The 14,788-nt window shown below is 40.2% G+C and carries 12 protein-coding genes and 2 pseudogenes; 10 read left to right on the top strand and 4 right to left on the bottom strand.

Annotation, left to right across the window (positions count from 1 at the left end; translation table 11 throughout):
- Positions 1–35 precede the first annotated feature (35 nt).
- The 5 genes and pseudogenes from L0B53_RS02695 to L0B53_RS02715 all read left to right on the top strand — a co-directional run.
- Positions 36–434: pseudogene (locus tag L0B53_RS02695) on the top strand (MATE family efflux transporter); the annotation flags it as partial.
- 162 nt (positions 435–596) lie between these two features.
- On the top strand, positions 597–1,358 hold the full coding sequence (locus L0B53_RS02700) for an ATP-binding cassette domain-containing protein (protein ID WP_235058936.1): 762 nt from the start codon (positions 597–599) through the stop codon (positions 1,356–1,358).
- A gap of 20 nt (positions 1,359–1,378) precedes the next feature.
- Complete coding sequence (locus L0B53_RS02705) at positions 1,379–2,227, top strand: ABC transporter ATP-binding protein (protein WP_235058937.1); 849 nt, start codon at positions 1,379–1,381, stop codon at positions 2,225–2,227.
- Entirely contained in the window at positions 2,217–3,731 is a 1,515-nt protein-coding gene (locus L0B53_RS02710) for an ABC transporter substrate-binding protein (protein ID WP_235058938.1), read from the top strand. Before L0B53_RS02705 ends, L0B53_RS02710 begins: the two co-directional genes overlap by 11 nt.
- Before the next feature lie 4 nt (positions 3,732–3,735).
- Positions 3,736–5,487: an ABC transporter permease subunit gene (locus L0B53_RS02715; RefSeq protein WP_409202776.1), complete on the top strand. Its 1,752-nt coding sequence runs from the start codon at positions 3,736–3,738 to the stop codon at positions 5,485–5,487.
- Positions 5,488–5,877: 390 nt separating this feature from the next.
- Here the strand turns inward: L0B53_RS02715 and L0B53_RS02720 are convergent, their stop codons facing one another.
- From L0B53_RS02720 to arfB, 3 genes are all read right to left on the bottom strand, one after another.
- Positions 5,878–7,137: a hydroxymethylglutaryl-CoA reductase gene (locus tag L0B53_RS02720; RefSeq protein ID WP_235058940.1), complete on the bottom strand. Its 1,260-nt coding sequence runs from the start codon at positions 7,135–7,137 to the stop codon at positions 5,878–5,880.
- 262 nt (positions 7,138–7,399) lie between these two features.
- Positions 7,400–8,122 carry a YebC/PmpR family DNA-binding transcriptional regulator gene (locus L0B53_RS02725; protein ID WP_235058941.1) on the bottom strand — a complete coding sequence of 241 codons (723 nt, stop codon included), beginning with the start codon at positions 8,120–8,122 and terminating at the stop codon, positions 7,400–7,402.
- A gap of 129 nt (positions 8,123–8,251) precedes the next feature.
- On the bottom strand, positions 8,252–8,665 hold the full coding sequence (arfB, locus tag L0B53_RS02730; protein ID WP_235058942.1) for an alternative ribosome rescue aminoacyl-tRNA hydrolase ArfB: 414 nt from the start codon (positions 8,663–8,665) through the stop codon (positions 8,252–8,254).
- A gap of 232 nt (positions 8,666–8,897) precedes the next feature.
- Here arfB and L0B53_RS02735 point away from each other — a divergent pair, with 232 nt between their 5' ends.
- The 4 genes and pseudogenes from L0B53_RS02735 to L0B53_RS02750 all read left to right on the top strand — a co-directional run bounded on the left by L0B53_RS02735 (position 8,898) and on the right by L0B53_RS02750 (position 12,382).
- Positions 8,898–9,254: a YibL family ribosome-associated protein gene (locus tag L0B53_RS02735; protein ID WP_235058943.1), complete on the top strand. Its 357-nt coding sequence runs from the start codon at positions 8,898–8,900 to the stop codon at positions 9,252–9,254.
- A gap of 137 nt (positions 9,255–9,391) precedes the next feature.
- Positions 9,392–9,845, top strand: a pseudogene (locus tag L0B53_RS02740) (DUF1097 domain-containing protein).
- A 302-nt stretch (positions 9,846–10,147) separates the two neighbouring features.
- Complete coding sequence (locus L0B53_RS02745; RefSeq protein WP_235058944.1) at positions 10,148–11,032, top strand: LysR family transcriptional regulator; 885 nt, start codon at positions 10,148–10,150, stop codon at positions 11,030–11,032.
- Positions 11,033–11,344: 312 nt separating this feature from the next.
- The gene (locus L0B53_RS02750) at positions 11,345–12,382 is read left to right on the top strand and encodes a linear amide C-N hydrolase (RefSeq protein ID WP_235058945.1); all 1,038 of its coding nucleotides are present in this window, start codon (positions 11,345–11,347) and stop codon (positions 12,380–12,382) included.
- Between the two features lie 124 nt (positions 12,383–12,506).
- On the opposite strand, the gene L0B53_RS02755 is transcribed toward L0B53_RS02750, so the two are convergent.
- Positions 12,507–12,734 (bottom strand): glutaredoxin family protein, encoded by a 228-nt coding sequence (locus L0B53_RS02755; protein WP_235058946.1) that lies wholly within the window; start codon positions 12,732–12,734, stop codon positions 12,507–12,509.
- A 456-nt stretch (positions 12,735–13,190) separates the two neighbouring features.
- On the opposite strand from L0B53_RS02755, the gene L0B53_RS02760 reads away from it, so the two are divergent.
- Entirely contained in the window at positions 13,191–14,771 is a 1,581-nt protein-coding gene (locus tag L0B53_RS02760; protein WP_235058947.1) for a BCCT family transporter, read from the top strand.
- Positions 14,772–14,788 lie beyond the last annotated feature (17 nt).

Consider the following 14,788-nt stretch of genomic DNA (forward strand, 5'->3'; position numbering starts at 1 on the left):
ACACGGCGGTAATTGGAAAACTTGGTGTAACAGAAATGATTGGTGGTGTGATAAAGCTTAACCTACAATGGACTGTGGGGGGCATTTTGATAATGACCCTGTTATTGCTGTTGTTCAAATACAAAATCGTGATGTTGTTTACCACGTTACCAAACCTTATTGAACGGTATCTGGATATGAGCATTTGGTTATTGGTATTCCCACTAGTCGCCGGTTTTGGTCTTACTCTTTATGGGATCTTTACAGGTACTGGTACTACCCGACCTGTACGTAATTCAACCTTCCTCGCTATGGTCGTTTTCTTGGTGGCTCAATTTATTGCTGTTCAATATTGGGGTGATCATGGTTTATGGTTAGCATTTACTCTGTTCTATGTTGGCCGCTTTGTCTTCTTGTATCCTTATATCGGTCGTGTGAAAGAAAAAGCATTTTAATTCAGTGTTTTATAGTGTTTTTCTGCAGTCGTTCCCAATAGGTAAATATGAGCATCTTGTTGAAATAGGATTCAGCAGACAATCAGATACCCCCTCCGAGGTGTTTTCTTGTTAAAATTAGCATGATACCATTTGTTATAATATAACAATTGATAAGCTGTCGTGACTTCTCAACCAATAATTTCTGTTAATAATCTTAGCCTCATCGATTCAGAGCGCACTCTATTTAAAAGTATTTCTTTTGAACTTTTTCAAGGTGAAACGCTTGCCGTCATGGGACCTTCAGGTATTGGTAAGTCTATGTTGTCGAAAGCGATTGCCGGTTTTTTGCCGTCTGATATTTGCGTGGGCGGCAGTATTCAGTTTAACAGTAGCGAAGTCGCACAAGTCGCCATGTTGCAACGATCTCAGTCGCAGCGTCCTGCTGTCATTTTCCAAGATGCACTTAAGGCGCTTAATCCATTGGCATCTGTCGAGCAACAATTATGTTTGACATTGACCGGTAACAAAACGCGTTTGTCTTCCGCAAATAGGGAAATAGTGATTGCCCTGTTATCTCAACTTGGATTCTCAGATCCAAAATCTACATTAAAACAGTACCCAAGCCAACTATCTGGTGGTCAACGTCAACGTATCTGTATTGCAATTGCGTTACTTAGTCGTGCGAATTTAATTATCGCTGATGAGCCAACCAGTGCGCTAGATCCAATTACGGAGATGGAAATCCTTGAACTGTTTCGTACAAGTGTTCAGCAACGTAATATTGGTGGTTTGTTGATCACTCACGACCTATCTGCGGCTTTAGCGTGTGATAAAGTGTTAGTGATTGCTGACAACACGATGATCGCGTATGGATCGCCATGGCAAGCCATTCAACAAAGTTCACATCCTTTTTGTCAACAACTTACACAATTGTTACCTTAACTTCATATTTGGAGCCTATTTTGACTAAACATAATCTGAGTGGGCATACGCAGCTTAAATCGACGGAAGTTCGTTTTGAACAAGTCAGCGTTCATTACTCCTCCAGTTCAAGTTGGTTTGGGGGTGAGCCATTTAAAGCGCTTGATCAGTTGGATCTAGTTATCGATATGAAAAATATTGCGATTGTCGGCCCTTCTGGAGCGGGTAAATCAACTTTGATTGAACTTCTGTTTGGTCTTCGAAAACCGACATCTGGTGAAGTGTATGTGTGTGGGTACCCATTATCATGTTGTTCAGCTAAACAACGCCTAGCGTTGTGTCAGCACATTCAATTGATTCCACAAGAACCACAATCGAGCTTGAATCCATATTATACCGTCCGTCAAATTTTACTTGAACCGTTGATCAATCTTGGCTTGACGCAAAAGCTAAATGAAAAGGTGGAAAAGGTATTGACTGACGTCGGTTTGGTTTTCTCTTTGTTAGATCGTAACTCGCAGCAGTTGTCAGTTGGACAAGCTCAACGTGTGGCTATCGCAAGAGCTTTAATCGTCGAACCCTGCGTACTCGTTGCAGATGAACCAACGAGCAGCTTAGATCCCGTTAGCCGAAAACAGATCCTCGATTTGTTGGCAGGTATTCAAAAAACTCGTCAGATGCACCTGATTTTGGTGACACATGATCTTGATGCGGCACAAACTTTGTGTGATGAAATATTAGTGTTGGACAAAGGGTGTGTTGTCGAACATGGTACATCGCAGAGTGTAATAATGAATCCAGCTCACGATGTTACAAAAGCTTTGATGAGCGCTCAATACAAGAATAATAAATTTATAAAAACCATTGGAAAGGTTTCTTATGCAACTTGATTTTCCCAAGTTAGCTTTATCGTTGGCTTTATGCACATTACTAACGGGATGTTTTGACTCAGAAAAAAATAAGCCTGAAACGGAAAAAGCAGCTCTATCGGAAGGGACTGAAATTCGTGTCGCCATGATGCAACCACCACGTACCGGTTTATCGTCACTTTCTGATGACGCATTTAAGTTATCACGTTGGAGTACAACAGAAACGTTGGTTGACTTAAGTGATCACTCAGTTGCAGAGCCTATGTTGGCAACAGAATGGGAACAAGTTGACTCGATGACGTGGCAATTCACTATACGTAAGGGTGTAAAGTTTCATGATAATTCAGACCTTGATGCCAACACGGTTGTGAACTCTTTACAGAAAGCACTGGATGCTGCACCGAAGCCTCGGATATTGGATGGTATCGAATGGAAAGTTCGCGTATTAGATGATTTCACTGTTGAAATCAAAACGAGCTTTAACGATCCATTACTGCCTAGCCGTCTATCTAGCCCACAGTTAGCGATTCTTTCTGGTGCGGCTTACAAAGAAAATGGGCGCGTCGTGACAATCAATGCGGGTACCGGCCCATTCACTCTGACTGAAATTAACGGTACAACCAGTGCTAAATTGAAGCGTTTTGACGGTTACTGGGGTGAAAAAGCAAAAATAGACAGCATCTTCGCTGAATATGTACCAAATGGTTTTGCTCGTGCCGCGGCTCTGCGTACAGGTCAAGCGGATGTTGTGGAAGCGATCCCTGTATCTCAAATCGCGATGATGGAACCATCTCAGTTACACGAAGTGGCAATGCCACGTACCAATACCCTGTACCTAAATAACCAATCAGAAGTATTTAGTCAATTTGGTTTACGTAAAGCTGCGGCTCAAGCCGTTGATCGAGAACAAATAATTACAACGGTTTACGAGAATCACGCAGATTTAGCAAAAGGTTTATTAGGTCCTGCATTGGTATGGGCTCAACCAATTCGTGATGCAAATCCTCGTATGGAAACGATGGAGATACGCCAAGCGAACGGTGAGAAGATCATTATTGGTACCTTTACTGACCGCGCAGAGTTGCCAGAAGTGGCTGTTTTACTGAAGCAGCAGCTTGAAGCGGTTGGCTTTGTGGTTGAATTAGATGTACGAGAATATGCACAAATAGAAACTGATGCACTATCAGGTAAGTTTGATGCTTTCTTATTATCGCGTGCAACGGTACTGGATTCGGGTGATCCAGTCGCTTACATGCAAAGCGACTTTAGCTGTAAAGGTTCTTATAACTTAGCTCAGTTCTGCTCGGAAGAGGTGGACACAGCGATTAAATACGCCGACCGTCAACCATTAGGTGAAAAACGCCAACAAGCAATCATCCAAGCTGAAAGTAAAATTCTTGAGCAATATGTTGTTATTCCATTGCTACATGAGCGTGTTATTCAAGGTGAAAGTCATCGTGTGAAGAACGTACAACGTGATCCACGTGAGCGTCGTTTAATTGATCAATTTACTGAAGTGAACTAGTTCGATGTTGTCTGTTGTTAGTACTCGTTTTCGTTTGAGCACTTGTATGCCTGAATGGTTTGCGCACTTTTTATCACGGGTCTTGTCTCTCGGGGTCGTCGTTGTGCTGGTGGGGTTGATGCCTGATATTGCCGGTATCGATCCAAGTCAATCGATTCTTCGTGCTCGTGCGGGCGCTCAGCAATTACTCACAGCGGAAGCTCTACAATCGATTCGAGAAGATATTGGACTTCATCGTAGCGCAGCTGAACGACTATGGGATTGGCTGACGCTAGCCATGCAGGGCGATTTGGGCGTTTCTTGGGTGAGCGGATCATCGGTGATGGAGAACGTACAACAAACGGCAAAGACGTCGTTATTATTGATGCTGACAGCTTTAGGTATGACATTTGTGATGTGTATGGCGAGCGTTCTTTATACGGTGCGCCGTTGGACGCAGAATCGTTTAAACAATCATCATGAAACCTTCAGCTCTGTCTTAGTCTCATTGCCTGAATACGTGATTGCTTCATTGTTGATCATTGTGTTTTCCATTTGGTTGGGATGGTTCCCGCCTTATGGTTGGCAAGGTGTGCAAAACCTCTGGTTACCAAGTTTGGCTATGGCATTACCTGCGGCTGGTTTATTTGGTCGTTTACTCAATGACAGCCTTAAGCGTGTATTAGATGAACCTTGGGTGATCACTTGGTTATCTGCAAATGTGAGTCAATTTCAAATCTTACGTTTTGCGTTATGGCGTGCTGTCAGTAATTTGATTCCACAAATCGCAATGATGGTGATTGGTTTAACTGGCGGTGCGGTTGCAGTCGAGCAGGTGTTCTCTATTCCGGGCATTGGGCGATTGATCTTAGGTGCTGCTAAATCACAAGATCTGCCGATGTTACAGGGTGGTTTGTTGGTGTTGCTAGTGTTTTCTATATTGATTAGTAGCACGAGTATTTTATTACAGCGCGGGTTACTGGGGCACAGTGTTAACAGTGGTAAGCTCCTCAGTAGTCACAGTACCATTCGTTTTACTCAAAGTACCACCAAACGTATCGTCAGTGCCACTATCTTTATTTTATTAATTGGCTGCGCCAGTTGGGCACTAATGCGTGACCCTTACACTATTCAATTTACTCGTCTTCAATCACCAAGCTTAGCCGCTCCTTTTGGTGCTGATGCTGTGGGGCGAGATCTTCTTGCTCGTGTTGGCGGTGGTATGATTTCAACTATCAAAATGGGTGTTATTGCTACGTTTTTAAGTTTGATGATTGGTTTATTGTTGGGTTTTGTGACTCGCTATAGCCAAGGCTTAATTGAGATCACTAAAGGTGTACCATACATTGTTGCAGGTTTGCTAGTTGCAGGTCTTACGGGGATGAATCCAAACAGTGCTTTGATTGCGATTGTTATGGTGTCATGGGCGCCACTTGCCGCACATTGTGCGAGCTTATTAATGGAAGCTAAAGCTCAGCCTTACACGCATCTTGCACCCATTTGGGGAAGCAGTCACTGGCGAGTACTCCGCTACTACTTGTTACCTTATATTTTGCCACCATTGATTCGTCACGCCATTTTGCGTTTACCTTATATCACGTTGAGCTTAACTTCCCTTAGCTTTATCGGGCTTGGTGTTAAGCCGCCTGAGCCGGAGTGGGGCTTATTGATTGCTGAAAATTTACCTTACATAGAACGCTCACCTTATGGTGTGTTGTTGCCTATTTCAGGTTTAGTGTTGCTTTCAATCGGTGTGAGTTTAATATTTGATGATTAGTATTATAGAGGCTTAGTCATTTCGATAACTAGGTAGCGAGAATGAGAAAAATCAACGGCTAACTCTTTCTTATTTGACGTTGTTAGGTTGTTGGTTTTACTCACCAATCATATAGCACACCTATACTCATGGGGTATCACTCACTTGACGACAACTAGAAAATCTAATTATTCTAGGTATATATCGCATTAAATAAAAGTGGCGCTCTAGAACGAGTCATCATGTTTAGAGTGCCATTTTTTATCCAGTTAGATATACCCGTCTTACTTGAAGTTGCTAGGTTGTTGGCGATATTCATTCGCCCCAATCATATAGAAAACCTAGACTCATGGGGCCTCATTCACTTGCCGCCTACTAGCAACTCCAATTACTTTGGGTATAGATCTATATTTAACGAGCTAATTTATGATGTGCACGTGAAAAGTGCCCTGCACAGAAAGCGCCGACGATCGACAGTTCCCCTGCCAAACAGAGTGCTGCACAGACTTCTGCTAATGCTTGTGATTTTCCTGAACCATATAACCCCATTAATTCTAAACAGGCTCTTTGGCTCGGTAACCCTGTTCCGCCACCGACCGTACCCAGCATTAAATTGGGCAAGGTAACGCTCGCATATAAATCGCCGTTTTTATCTACTTCAATCCGTGTCATACCAATGGCTGATTCCGCAACACATGCCGCATCTTGGCCACATGCAATATAGAGTGCAGCAAGCGCATTGGCATAGTGAGCGTTAATGCCAATTGTGCCACTTAATGTTGCGCCAACGGTACTCATCTGAGCAAATTGCATCATCTGTTCTGGTGTGGTGTGTAGATACTTTTTAACTAATTCGGCAGGAATATGTGCTTCTGCGGTGACTTTCTTTCCTCGAACACTTCGCAATGTTTGACTACTGGCTTTTTTGTCCCCGGATAAGTTGCCATCTAAGTAGGCATTTTCTGGCGTGATAGGGGAATTATCTAAGATATAACCAAAAATTTCATTAGTCGCAATAGTAACCATATTTTGGCCAGATGCATCACCGGTTAAAAACTCAAAGACAAGATAAACATGATTACCTTCAATACTGATATTAATATCACTGAGTTTTCCGTGAGACGTTGTAGACTCTGCTAATTGTTTGAACGTTTCGTACTGGGTGACAGCCCATGCAACGAATTGTCCTGCTTCAGCTAAACCAAAGAAAGCAAAAGCCGGGGTACGTGTTACCCCTTCGTTTAATAGCATCGCACTTGCACCGCCACTCGCGGTTAATAGTTTCGCTCCTCGGTTATAAGAGGCAACTAAAGCGGCTTCAGTCGTGGCGAGAGGGATTAAGTAATCATCATTAGCAAATAGTCCATTTACACGCAGAGGGCCGGCAAGACCTACGGGTAATTTCACAGTACCAATAAAATGCTCGATATTTTTCTCATACACATGAATTTGCTTTTGAGTATGAGTGTCGAGCAATTCAGCTTGTAGAGTCGGCTCCGCTAATTTTTCCCAACGACGAGTGAGATTCTTTTCGGTTAGATAAGGGCTTGGTGTGATTTTCTTAATTGGTTTATCAAATCGGGGCTTAAGTGATTGCTCTAATTTCTTCGCGGAGATATCACCTCCTAAGATGGAAACATAGTCACGGCGGTGCAGATTGAGTTTTGGCATAAGAACATATTAATTACAAAAATTGTTGATGCGGATTTTACTGAGTAATGAGAGATAAACAAGAGATTGATATAAATGGTTACAGTTTGCTTCTCGCTAAAATGCACTGTCGATACGAATGTACCCTTCAAGTAAGAAGGAAGGGGATGTCGATAAAATAGAAGAGACGGAGATACTCCCTAACACAGTTAGGACTTCTCCGTCTCTTCTATTTGAGCTTTACGTTATTGATATCCCTTAAAGTGATAAGGTAAAATCAATATTAGTCAGCTAATTCAGCATTGTGGTAAACATTCTGAACGTCATCACAATCATCAAGCATATCTAAGAACTTCTCGAATGCGGGTAGGTCTTCTTCACTGATTTCTGTATGAGTTTGAGGAACAAAAGTAATCTCATCAAGGTCAAACTCAATATCTGCATTTTCTGCTAATAAAGCAGAGCGTGCTTTAAAGTATTCAGTGTGCGGTGCGTAAACGGTCATTGTGCCATCTTCACACTCGATATCTGCAACATCAACATCAGCCATCATTAATGTTTCAAGTACCGCCTCTTCGTCATCCCCTTTAAAAGAGAAAACCGCTTGGTGGTCAAACATATGAGACACAGCACCAGGGCCACCAATTTTAGAGTGAGTTTTCACAAAACATTGGCGAACATCAGCGTAAGTACGGTTGTTGTTATCTGTTAAGCAGTCAACGATAACCATGCAGTTTCCTGGGCCAAAGCCTTCGTAACGTGCTGGAGAATAATCTTCACCGCCACTGCCACTTGCTTTGTCAATTGCTTTATCGATAACATGTCCAGGAACTTGATCTTTTTTCGCTTTATCCATTAGACGGCGAAGAGATAAGTTGCTTTCAGGATCTAACCCGCTGTTTTTAGCACAAACGTAAATCTCTTTACCGTATTTAGAGTAAAGTTTTACTTTTGCACCCTGCGTTTTAGCCATTGATAGTTTACGTACTTCGAATTTTCTGCCCATAACCGTTGGCTCTCTTGAAAAACATAGAATAAATAAAGGCGCAATTTTACCAGTATCAGAGAGACAGGCAACACCTCTATGAAATAAAGAGAGAAGATTTAGCGATTATTACACTATTTATGATCTAAATTAATGAGAAATCTTGCCCCGTAACACTTTTGTCTGGCTACGTTGGTTCTTTTTATCTAATCGTTTCCGTTGCGAGCTTTTGGTTGGTTTGGTTGCTCTTCGTGCTTTCTCTACTTTTGTCACAGATAAAATTAACGTTTTAAGGCGTTCAAGTGCATCCTCACGGTTTTTTTCTTGCGTTCTAAACTGTTGTGCTTTGATGATCACCACTCCCTCTTTGGTGATTCGACTATCTTTACAGTTAAGTAGTCGATGTTTGTAGAAGTCGGGCAACGTTGAACGTTGAATATCGAATCGTAAATGAATGGCAGAAGAGACTTTATTGACATTTTGGCCACCAGCCCCTTGTGCTCGGATCGCAGTTAGCTCTATTTCCCAGCTTGCAAGCTCGACATTATTAGATATTTTCAGCATTTCTTGTCCTAAAGTGAAAAGGGGTGGGGGGATCGGTACTAACCGAATTATCCTCTTTTTACTTGAAATTGTAAGACTAGGTTTAGTGTCGCTATGACCGTATTCATTCATCTACTAGCAACTCCTATTACTTTAGGTATAATAGTGATGTTGAATGGTCGTCTAGCCGTGTAAAAACATTTAATTTTACACCATTATACCACTTAACATCTATTTTATTGAAGGTAACCCAATGAGTTCAAAACAAGAAATTCAGCAAGTAAGTAATCGCATCGAGCGCCAAAAAAATAAATTAGCTGGCGCGAAAAGACGTGATGACCAGCCAATGATCGAACAGTTTGAAAAAGAAATTGTTAAATTAGATAAAAAATTGGCTCGTTTAAAACATCATCAAGCAAAAGAAGTGAATACGAAAGGTAAGGATATTCAGTCTCTTTCTTTTAATCGTCCTCTTACTAAAAAAGAGCAAGCGGACATGGGACAACTTAAAAAGTCTGTTCGTGGCTTAGTGGTTGTTCACCCAATGACAGCTCAAGGGCGTCAAATGGGCATTACTGTTGTGACTGGTTTTGCACCAAAAGAGTTTTAATTCCTCGCGACATCTCATTTAAGTTATATAGTTACATTAAATTAGATTGTTATTCATGAGTGCTTTATTTCGATAAAGCACTCGTGACGCTTTTCTGTTTTATCTTTTTTCTTTTTTATTTAAGCTTTGGATTTATTATGAGTACATTAGTGGCTATTGCTATCACGACTGGGATCTTATCTGGAATTTGGGGTTGGTTTGCTTTATCTGTCGGTCTATTAAGTTGGGCTGGCTTTTTAGGTGCAACTACATATTTCTCTTCCCCTGTTGAAGGTATTCGAGGGTTATTACAAAGCTTTGCAACAAACTTAGCGGGTGTCTTTTGGGCATTAGTGATTATTCACTTTTCGAGCTTAATCGATGCTGAAATTGTCGGTTATATTATTACAGCTCTTGTCTCCTTTTTTTATGTGTACTCAAGCAAAATGTCGTTGGCTCGTTCATATTCCAGGAACATTCATCGGTAGTTGTGCTTTATTTGCCGCTGATGGAAATTGGAAAGTTGTTATACCTTCTTTATTTTTTGGCGCGATTTTTGGGTATTTAATGAAGACGTCAGGAATCCTGCTACAGAAAAGATTGGAAAAGTGAGAATACAATTTTTATTTGAAGTTACTGTGTTGTGGAATATATAAAACATAACTTGATCCCCGTTATTTTTTAGATTATAAGCCAACCCTAATCATATAGTATATCTATCTTCATGGGGCTTCATTTATTTTCCGCCTACTAGCACCATCAATTACTTTAGGTATAGACTGTTTTAATATTGAGATAAAAAGCAGTTTATTCGTGATTGAAACAAAAGTGTGCGCTTTTTTAATCTGAAGTTAAATAAAGTATTTACCTATTAGATATGATGATAATTAAGTTTATATCTATAGAGAAATAACATGTTCACTTATGAGCAATTACAGGCATTTTGTGCAACCTATGAGCAAGGCAGTTACAGTGCCGCAGCGAAAAAACTGTCGAAAGATCGAACAACGGTTCGAGAGCAAGTCAAAGCCTTAGAAGATTTTTATGGCGTACCATTCTTTCATATTATTGGTCGTCAAGCTGAGCCCACCGCTGTGTCTAAATATATCTATCAACGCGCAAAATTAATTACTCGTAGTACTCGAAAATTAAACCTCTCATTATTGAATTTATATCATGATAAATTATTATCGATTAAAATTTACCATGATAATGCCCTTCCTGCCTCATTGGCGGTTCAAATAGAAAAATCATTATTGTCTGATTTTCCGGAACTCACGGTTCACTGGCTCTATCGTAGTCGTTCTGATGGGTTTTTACAGTTAGAAAAAGAAGAAAATACGATTGTCATCATGCAACATCGTTACCATCATACACCTAAACAATCGCTGAATTTTGCTCAATTAGGGACTCGTCAGCAAGCCGTTTATGTGGGTAAGTCTAGCCCGTTGTTGAAGAAAAAAACACTGTCAATTGAGGATCTTAAGCTAGAGAAGCAATACCTCTCAGAAAGTCATTTTGATGCATTGCCAGAGTTATATTTAATCTCTCCTCAGTACCATGTTATCAGCAACTTAAAGATTTTAATTGGGATGCTTCAAGCCGATGGTTGGGCTGTTTTGGATTCTAAAATGGTTGAACAGTTAGTCGAAACTGGCGATCTTTTTCGCTTAAATATCGATGAATTAGTTGATGGTGGATATGCTGGGTTAACTCTCTATTACCCTAGTATTGCTAAATATGAGCCTTTAATTACGAATATTCAATCAGCGGCTAATGCATATTTTAATAAGTTTTAATTTGACTGAATTGTCCCCTCAAACGGTATTTTTATCTTTGTCTATTGAGTGGAATACTGCCCTTGCCACTTAATTATACCTTTCTTACTTGAAGTCGTTAGGTTGTTGGCTGCACTCATTCGCCGCCTACTAGCAACTCCAATTACTTTAGGTATAGACGTCTGTGTATCTTGATTATTTGAAGTGGTTAGGGGTGGTTTATGTTTGGTCGTACCTGATCACATCGTCAATCATCAATGTAGAACTTCACTGACATGTCGCAACTGGCTACTCCAATTATTTTTTGTATATTCAAAAAGGTAGGATTCGAAAATGAATAAAAATATCGTATTAACAGCCCTTTTAGGAACACTCACTCTCGGGGCTATCTCAACGGCTGAAGCGTGTACTCGTGTTTTATGGGAGACTGAAACTCAAGGCACTTTTGTTACTCGAACAATGGATTGGTCTGAGCCAACTGATCCTCACTTAGTGAATTATCCGAAAGGGACTCAGTACCCAACTCATGTTAAAGAGCTCGCTTTTGCAACTTCAAAATATGATGTCTCAGGCATCACGACTTACGGTAAAGTTCTTGAAGGAATGAATAGCGAAGGGTTAAGTGGTAATGGATTATATGATGGAGAAATGGATCTTAATGAAGAGACAACTGTTGATGATGTGGGTTCGTTAACTTATTTGCGTCACCTGTTGTCTCAGTTTGCCACAGTAAAAGAGGCCGTTGAGTATATTGAAGAGAACCCGCCAACGGTTGCTTTTATTCCTGAGATCCCAATTCGAATCGCACTCCATTTTAGTTTGCAAGATACGAATGGAGATTCAGCCATTATTCAATTTGTTGATGGTAAGGCAAAAATTTGGCATGGGCCTCAATATCGAATCATGACAAATCAACCTAATTACCAGCAACATTTAGCTAACGTGAAACGATCAAAGCGTGGCTGGGGAGAGCTTGAAGAGCAGTTTTCACAAACGAATATCGGAACCGGTGGAAATATAAATCCAGAAGATCGATTTATTCATGCAAGCTATTTTACTCAACATTTAACTGAGCCAACAAGTATTATTAATGGCATGGTAAAGCTTGATTCCGTGACCTATAAAATCCCACATGATGCACCAAATAGACCTATTAATGGGGAAATGGCAGGTTATGCGACTGAATTTAGCGTCAATTACCACCTACAAAGTGGAGAGACATTAATGCGATATCAGTGGGGAGATAACTGGACACAGTTGCAGTTTAATATTAAAGAGATCCAGAAATCTGGCAAAGACGTTAAGTACCAGCTTATTCAGCCTAATTTGATTGGTAATATTACCGATCAAGTGATTGCGTCTGGAAAGTAGTCCGTTAGTGTTTAATTGACGGGTATTAAAAATTGTCGCTAAGCTCAACTTTTCGTTGCCAACAAGCTTAGCGATATTTTACCGGTTTTCAAAGTAAGTAAAAATGAATATTGTCAGTGAAAATTTATGCTTGATACATCTTATCAAAATTCTTTGCATTCCAACCAAACATCACTTGATCACCAATCTTTAAAACTGGAACAGAGCGAGCACCTAACGCATCAAGCTCTTTTCTGCCTCGTTGCATTTTTGCATTGGTTAAACGGTATTTCACACCTTTAGAATCTAGGTATTTTTGAGCACCTTTGCAGTGTGGGCATTTATCTGAAACATATAAAACAACTCTTTTCATCGTTTAACCTAGATAATTTAGTATTGATAGGGGATCTTTTGTCATCATAGCGTGTTCATTCACGTTGTGCAAAAGTGAACAATCAAGCCATTGATCAATGAATCAATCCCAAGAAGTTATGAAATGAGGCGCTTTAAAAGCTAAAAATTAGATTTACCTATTTATGGATAGTGAAATAAAACTTCATTTAATTGTTTTATATTTGAACAAAAAAATAAAATTGGCTCACTTTTATCCTAAAATTATCCAATTATGTGCTTTTTTTCTGAATAAGTTGTAATTCTAGCGGTTACGGTTAAGATCTTAGTTAATGTATTTGACGAGAATCACGTTAAGTACATACGAATTATTTAGAAATCTTTCCGGTAATTTGTTTATTTTGGGGTAAAAGAGAGTAGGTAGCTTAATCCTCTTTTGCTTACTGATTCAATCATTAAACACGGGATGTGTGTTTCTATGGCTAAAAATCAAGATAAATATAGTATTGACAATACCGACTACACGGTAGGTCAAGACAATGTTCAAAAATGGGGATTTGATGTTCATAACCCTGTTTTTGGTATTAGTGCAGGCTTAATCGGCCTTTTCTTAGTTGTTGCTTTAATCAGCGATGCTCATACAGCAAAAAGCGTATTAGATAATATTAAAAACTATATTATTAATACCTTTGATTCACTCTTTATGTGGTCAGCAAATATTTTTGTTATTTTCTGTCTCTTTTTAGTGGTATCACCTTTTGGTAAAATTCGTCTTGGTGGTGACAGTGCAAAGCCAGAACACTCAGTGTTTTCTTGGTTTGCAATGCTGTTTGCTGCGGGTATGGGTATTGGCTTAATGTTCTGGGGGGTGTCAGAGCCTGTTGCGTATTATACAGGTTGGTTTGGAACACCATTAAATGTCACGGCATTTACACCAGAAGCAAAAGAGTTAGCATTAGGTGCAACAATGTACCACTGGGGTCTTCACCCTTGGGCGATTTACTGCTTAGTGGGACTTTCGTTAGCATTCTTTTCATATAATAAAGGCTTACCGCTTTCTATTCGTTCTATCTTCTATCCTATCTTAGGCGATCGTGCTTGGGGTTGGGCTGGGCATATTGTTGATATCTTTGCGGTATTAGCAACGCTATTTGGTCTAGCAACGTCGTTAGGTTTAGGCGCACAGCAAGCGGCAAGTGGTATTAACCATGTTTTCCATACTGGTGATGGTTTGGGGCTTCAGGTTGCTATTATTGTCGTAGTAACGTTGCTGGCTGTTTATTCTGTTGCTCGTGGAATTGACAGTGGCGTTAAATTGTTAAGTAATATCAACATGATAGTTGCATTGATTCTATTGGTCTTTGTTGCTTTAGTTGGTTTTTCTATTGCAATGGGGACGCTTCCACTGACAATTAAGGGCTATATTGAGAATATCATTCCATTAAGTAATCCTTATGGTCGTACTGATGAAACATGGATGCACGGTTGGACAGTGTTCTACTGGGCTTGGTGGATTTCATGGTCCCCATTTGTTGGCATGTTCATTGCTCGTGTTTCACGTGGTCGTACAATTCGTCAGTTCATTACTGCAGTATTGGTTATTCCAACGGTTGTAACAATTGTTTGGATGTCAGTATTTGGTGGTCTTGCTATTGAGCAGATCGTTGATAAAGTGGGTACTTTAGGTGCAAATGGTTTAACCAGCGTGCCACTAGCAATGTTCCAAATGTTTGATGCATTGCCATTTAGTTCTCTACTTTCAATTATCGCTGTTATTCTGGTTATGGTGTTCTTTATCACCTCTTCAGATTCTGGCTCATTAGTTATCGATAGTATCACTGCAGGTGGTAAAGCGATTACTCCTGTTCCTCAGCGTGTATTTTGGGCGTCGATTGAAGGTGCCGTTGCTGCTGTTCTATTATGGATTGGTGGCACAGAAGCGATTCAGGCATTACAAGCAGGTGCTATTTCAACCGCATTGCCATTTACGATCATCTTACTCTTTATGTGTGTAAGCTTGATTATGGGGCTGCGTACTGAGAAATATAATCGTAAGTAATTAACTTAAAACGTGAA

The sequence above is a fragment of the Vibrio sp. SS-MA-C1-2 genome (genome assembly GCF_021513135.1).
GTDB lineage: Bacteria > Pseudomonadota > Gammaproteobacteria > Enterobacterales > Vibrionaceae.

Excerpts from the sequence above, each read along its gene's own strand:
- L0B53_RS02710 (WP_235058938.1), top strand. The coding sequence starts at position 2,217 with ATGCAACTTGATTTTCCCAAGTTAGCTTTATCGTTGGCTTTATGCACA.
- L0B53_RS02715 (WP_409202776.1), top strand. The coding sequence starts at position 3,736 with ATGTTGTCTGTTGTTAGTACTCGTTTTCGTTTGAGCACTTGTATGCCT.
- L0B53_RS02720 (WP_235058940.1), bottom strand. The coding sequence starts at position 7,137 with ATGCCAAAACTCAATCTGCACCGCCGTGACTATGTTTCCATCTTAGGA.
- L0B53_RS02725 (WP_235058941.1), bottom strand. The coding sequence starts at position 8,122 with ATGGGCAGAAAATTCGAAGTACGTAAACTATCAATGGCTAAAACGCAG.
- arfB (WP_235058942.1), bottom strand. The coding sequence starts at position 8,665 with ATGCTGAAAATATCTAATAATGTCGAGCTTGCAAGCTGGGAAATAGAG.
- L0B53_RS02735 (WP_235058943.1), top strand. The coding sequence starts at position 8,898 with ATGAGTTCAAAACAAGAAATTCAGCAAGTAAGTAATCGCATCGAGCGC.
- L0B53_RS02745 (WP_235058944.1), top strand. The coding sequence starts at position 10,148 with ATGTTCACTTATGAGCAATTACAGGCATTTTGTGCAACCTATGAGCAA.
- L0B53_RS02750 (WP_235058945.1), top strand. The coding sequence starts at position 11,345 with ATGAATAAAAATATCGTATTAACAGCCCTTTTAGGAACACTCACTCTC.
- L0B53_RS02755 (WP_235058946.1), bottom strand. The coding sequence starts at position 12,734 with ATGAAAAGAGTTGTTTTATATGTTTCAGATAAATGCCCACACTGCAAA.
- L0B53_RS02760 (WP_235058947.1), top strand. The coding sequence starts at position 13,191 with ATGGCTAAAAATCAAGATAAATATAGTATTGACAATACCGACTACACG.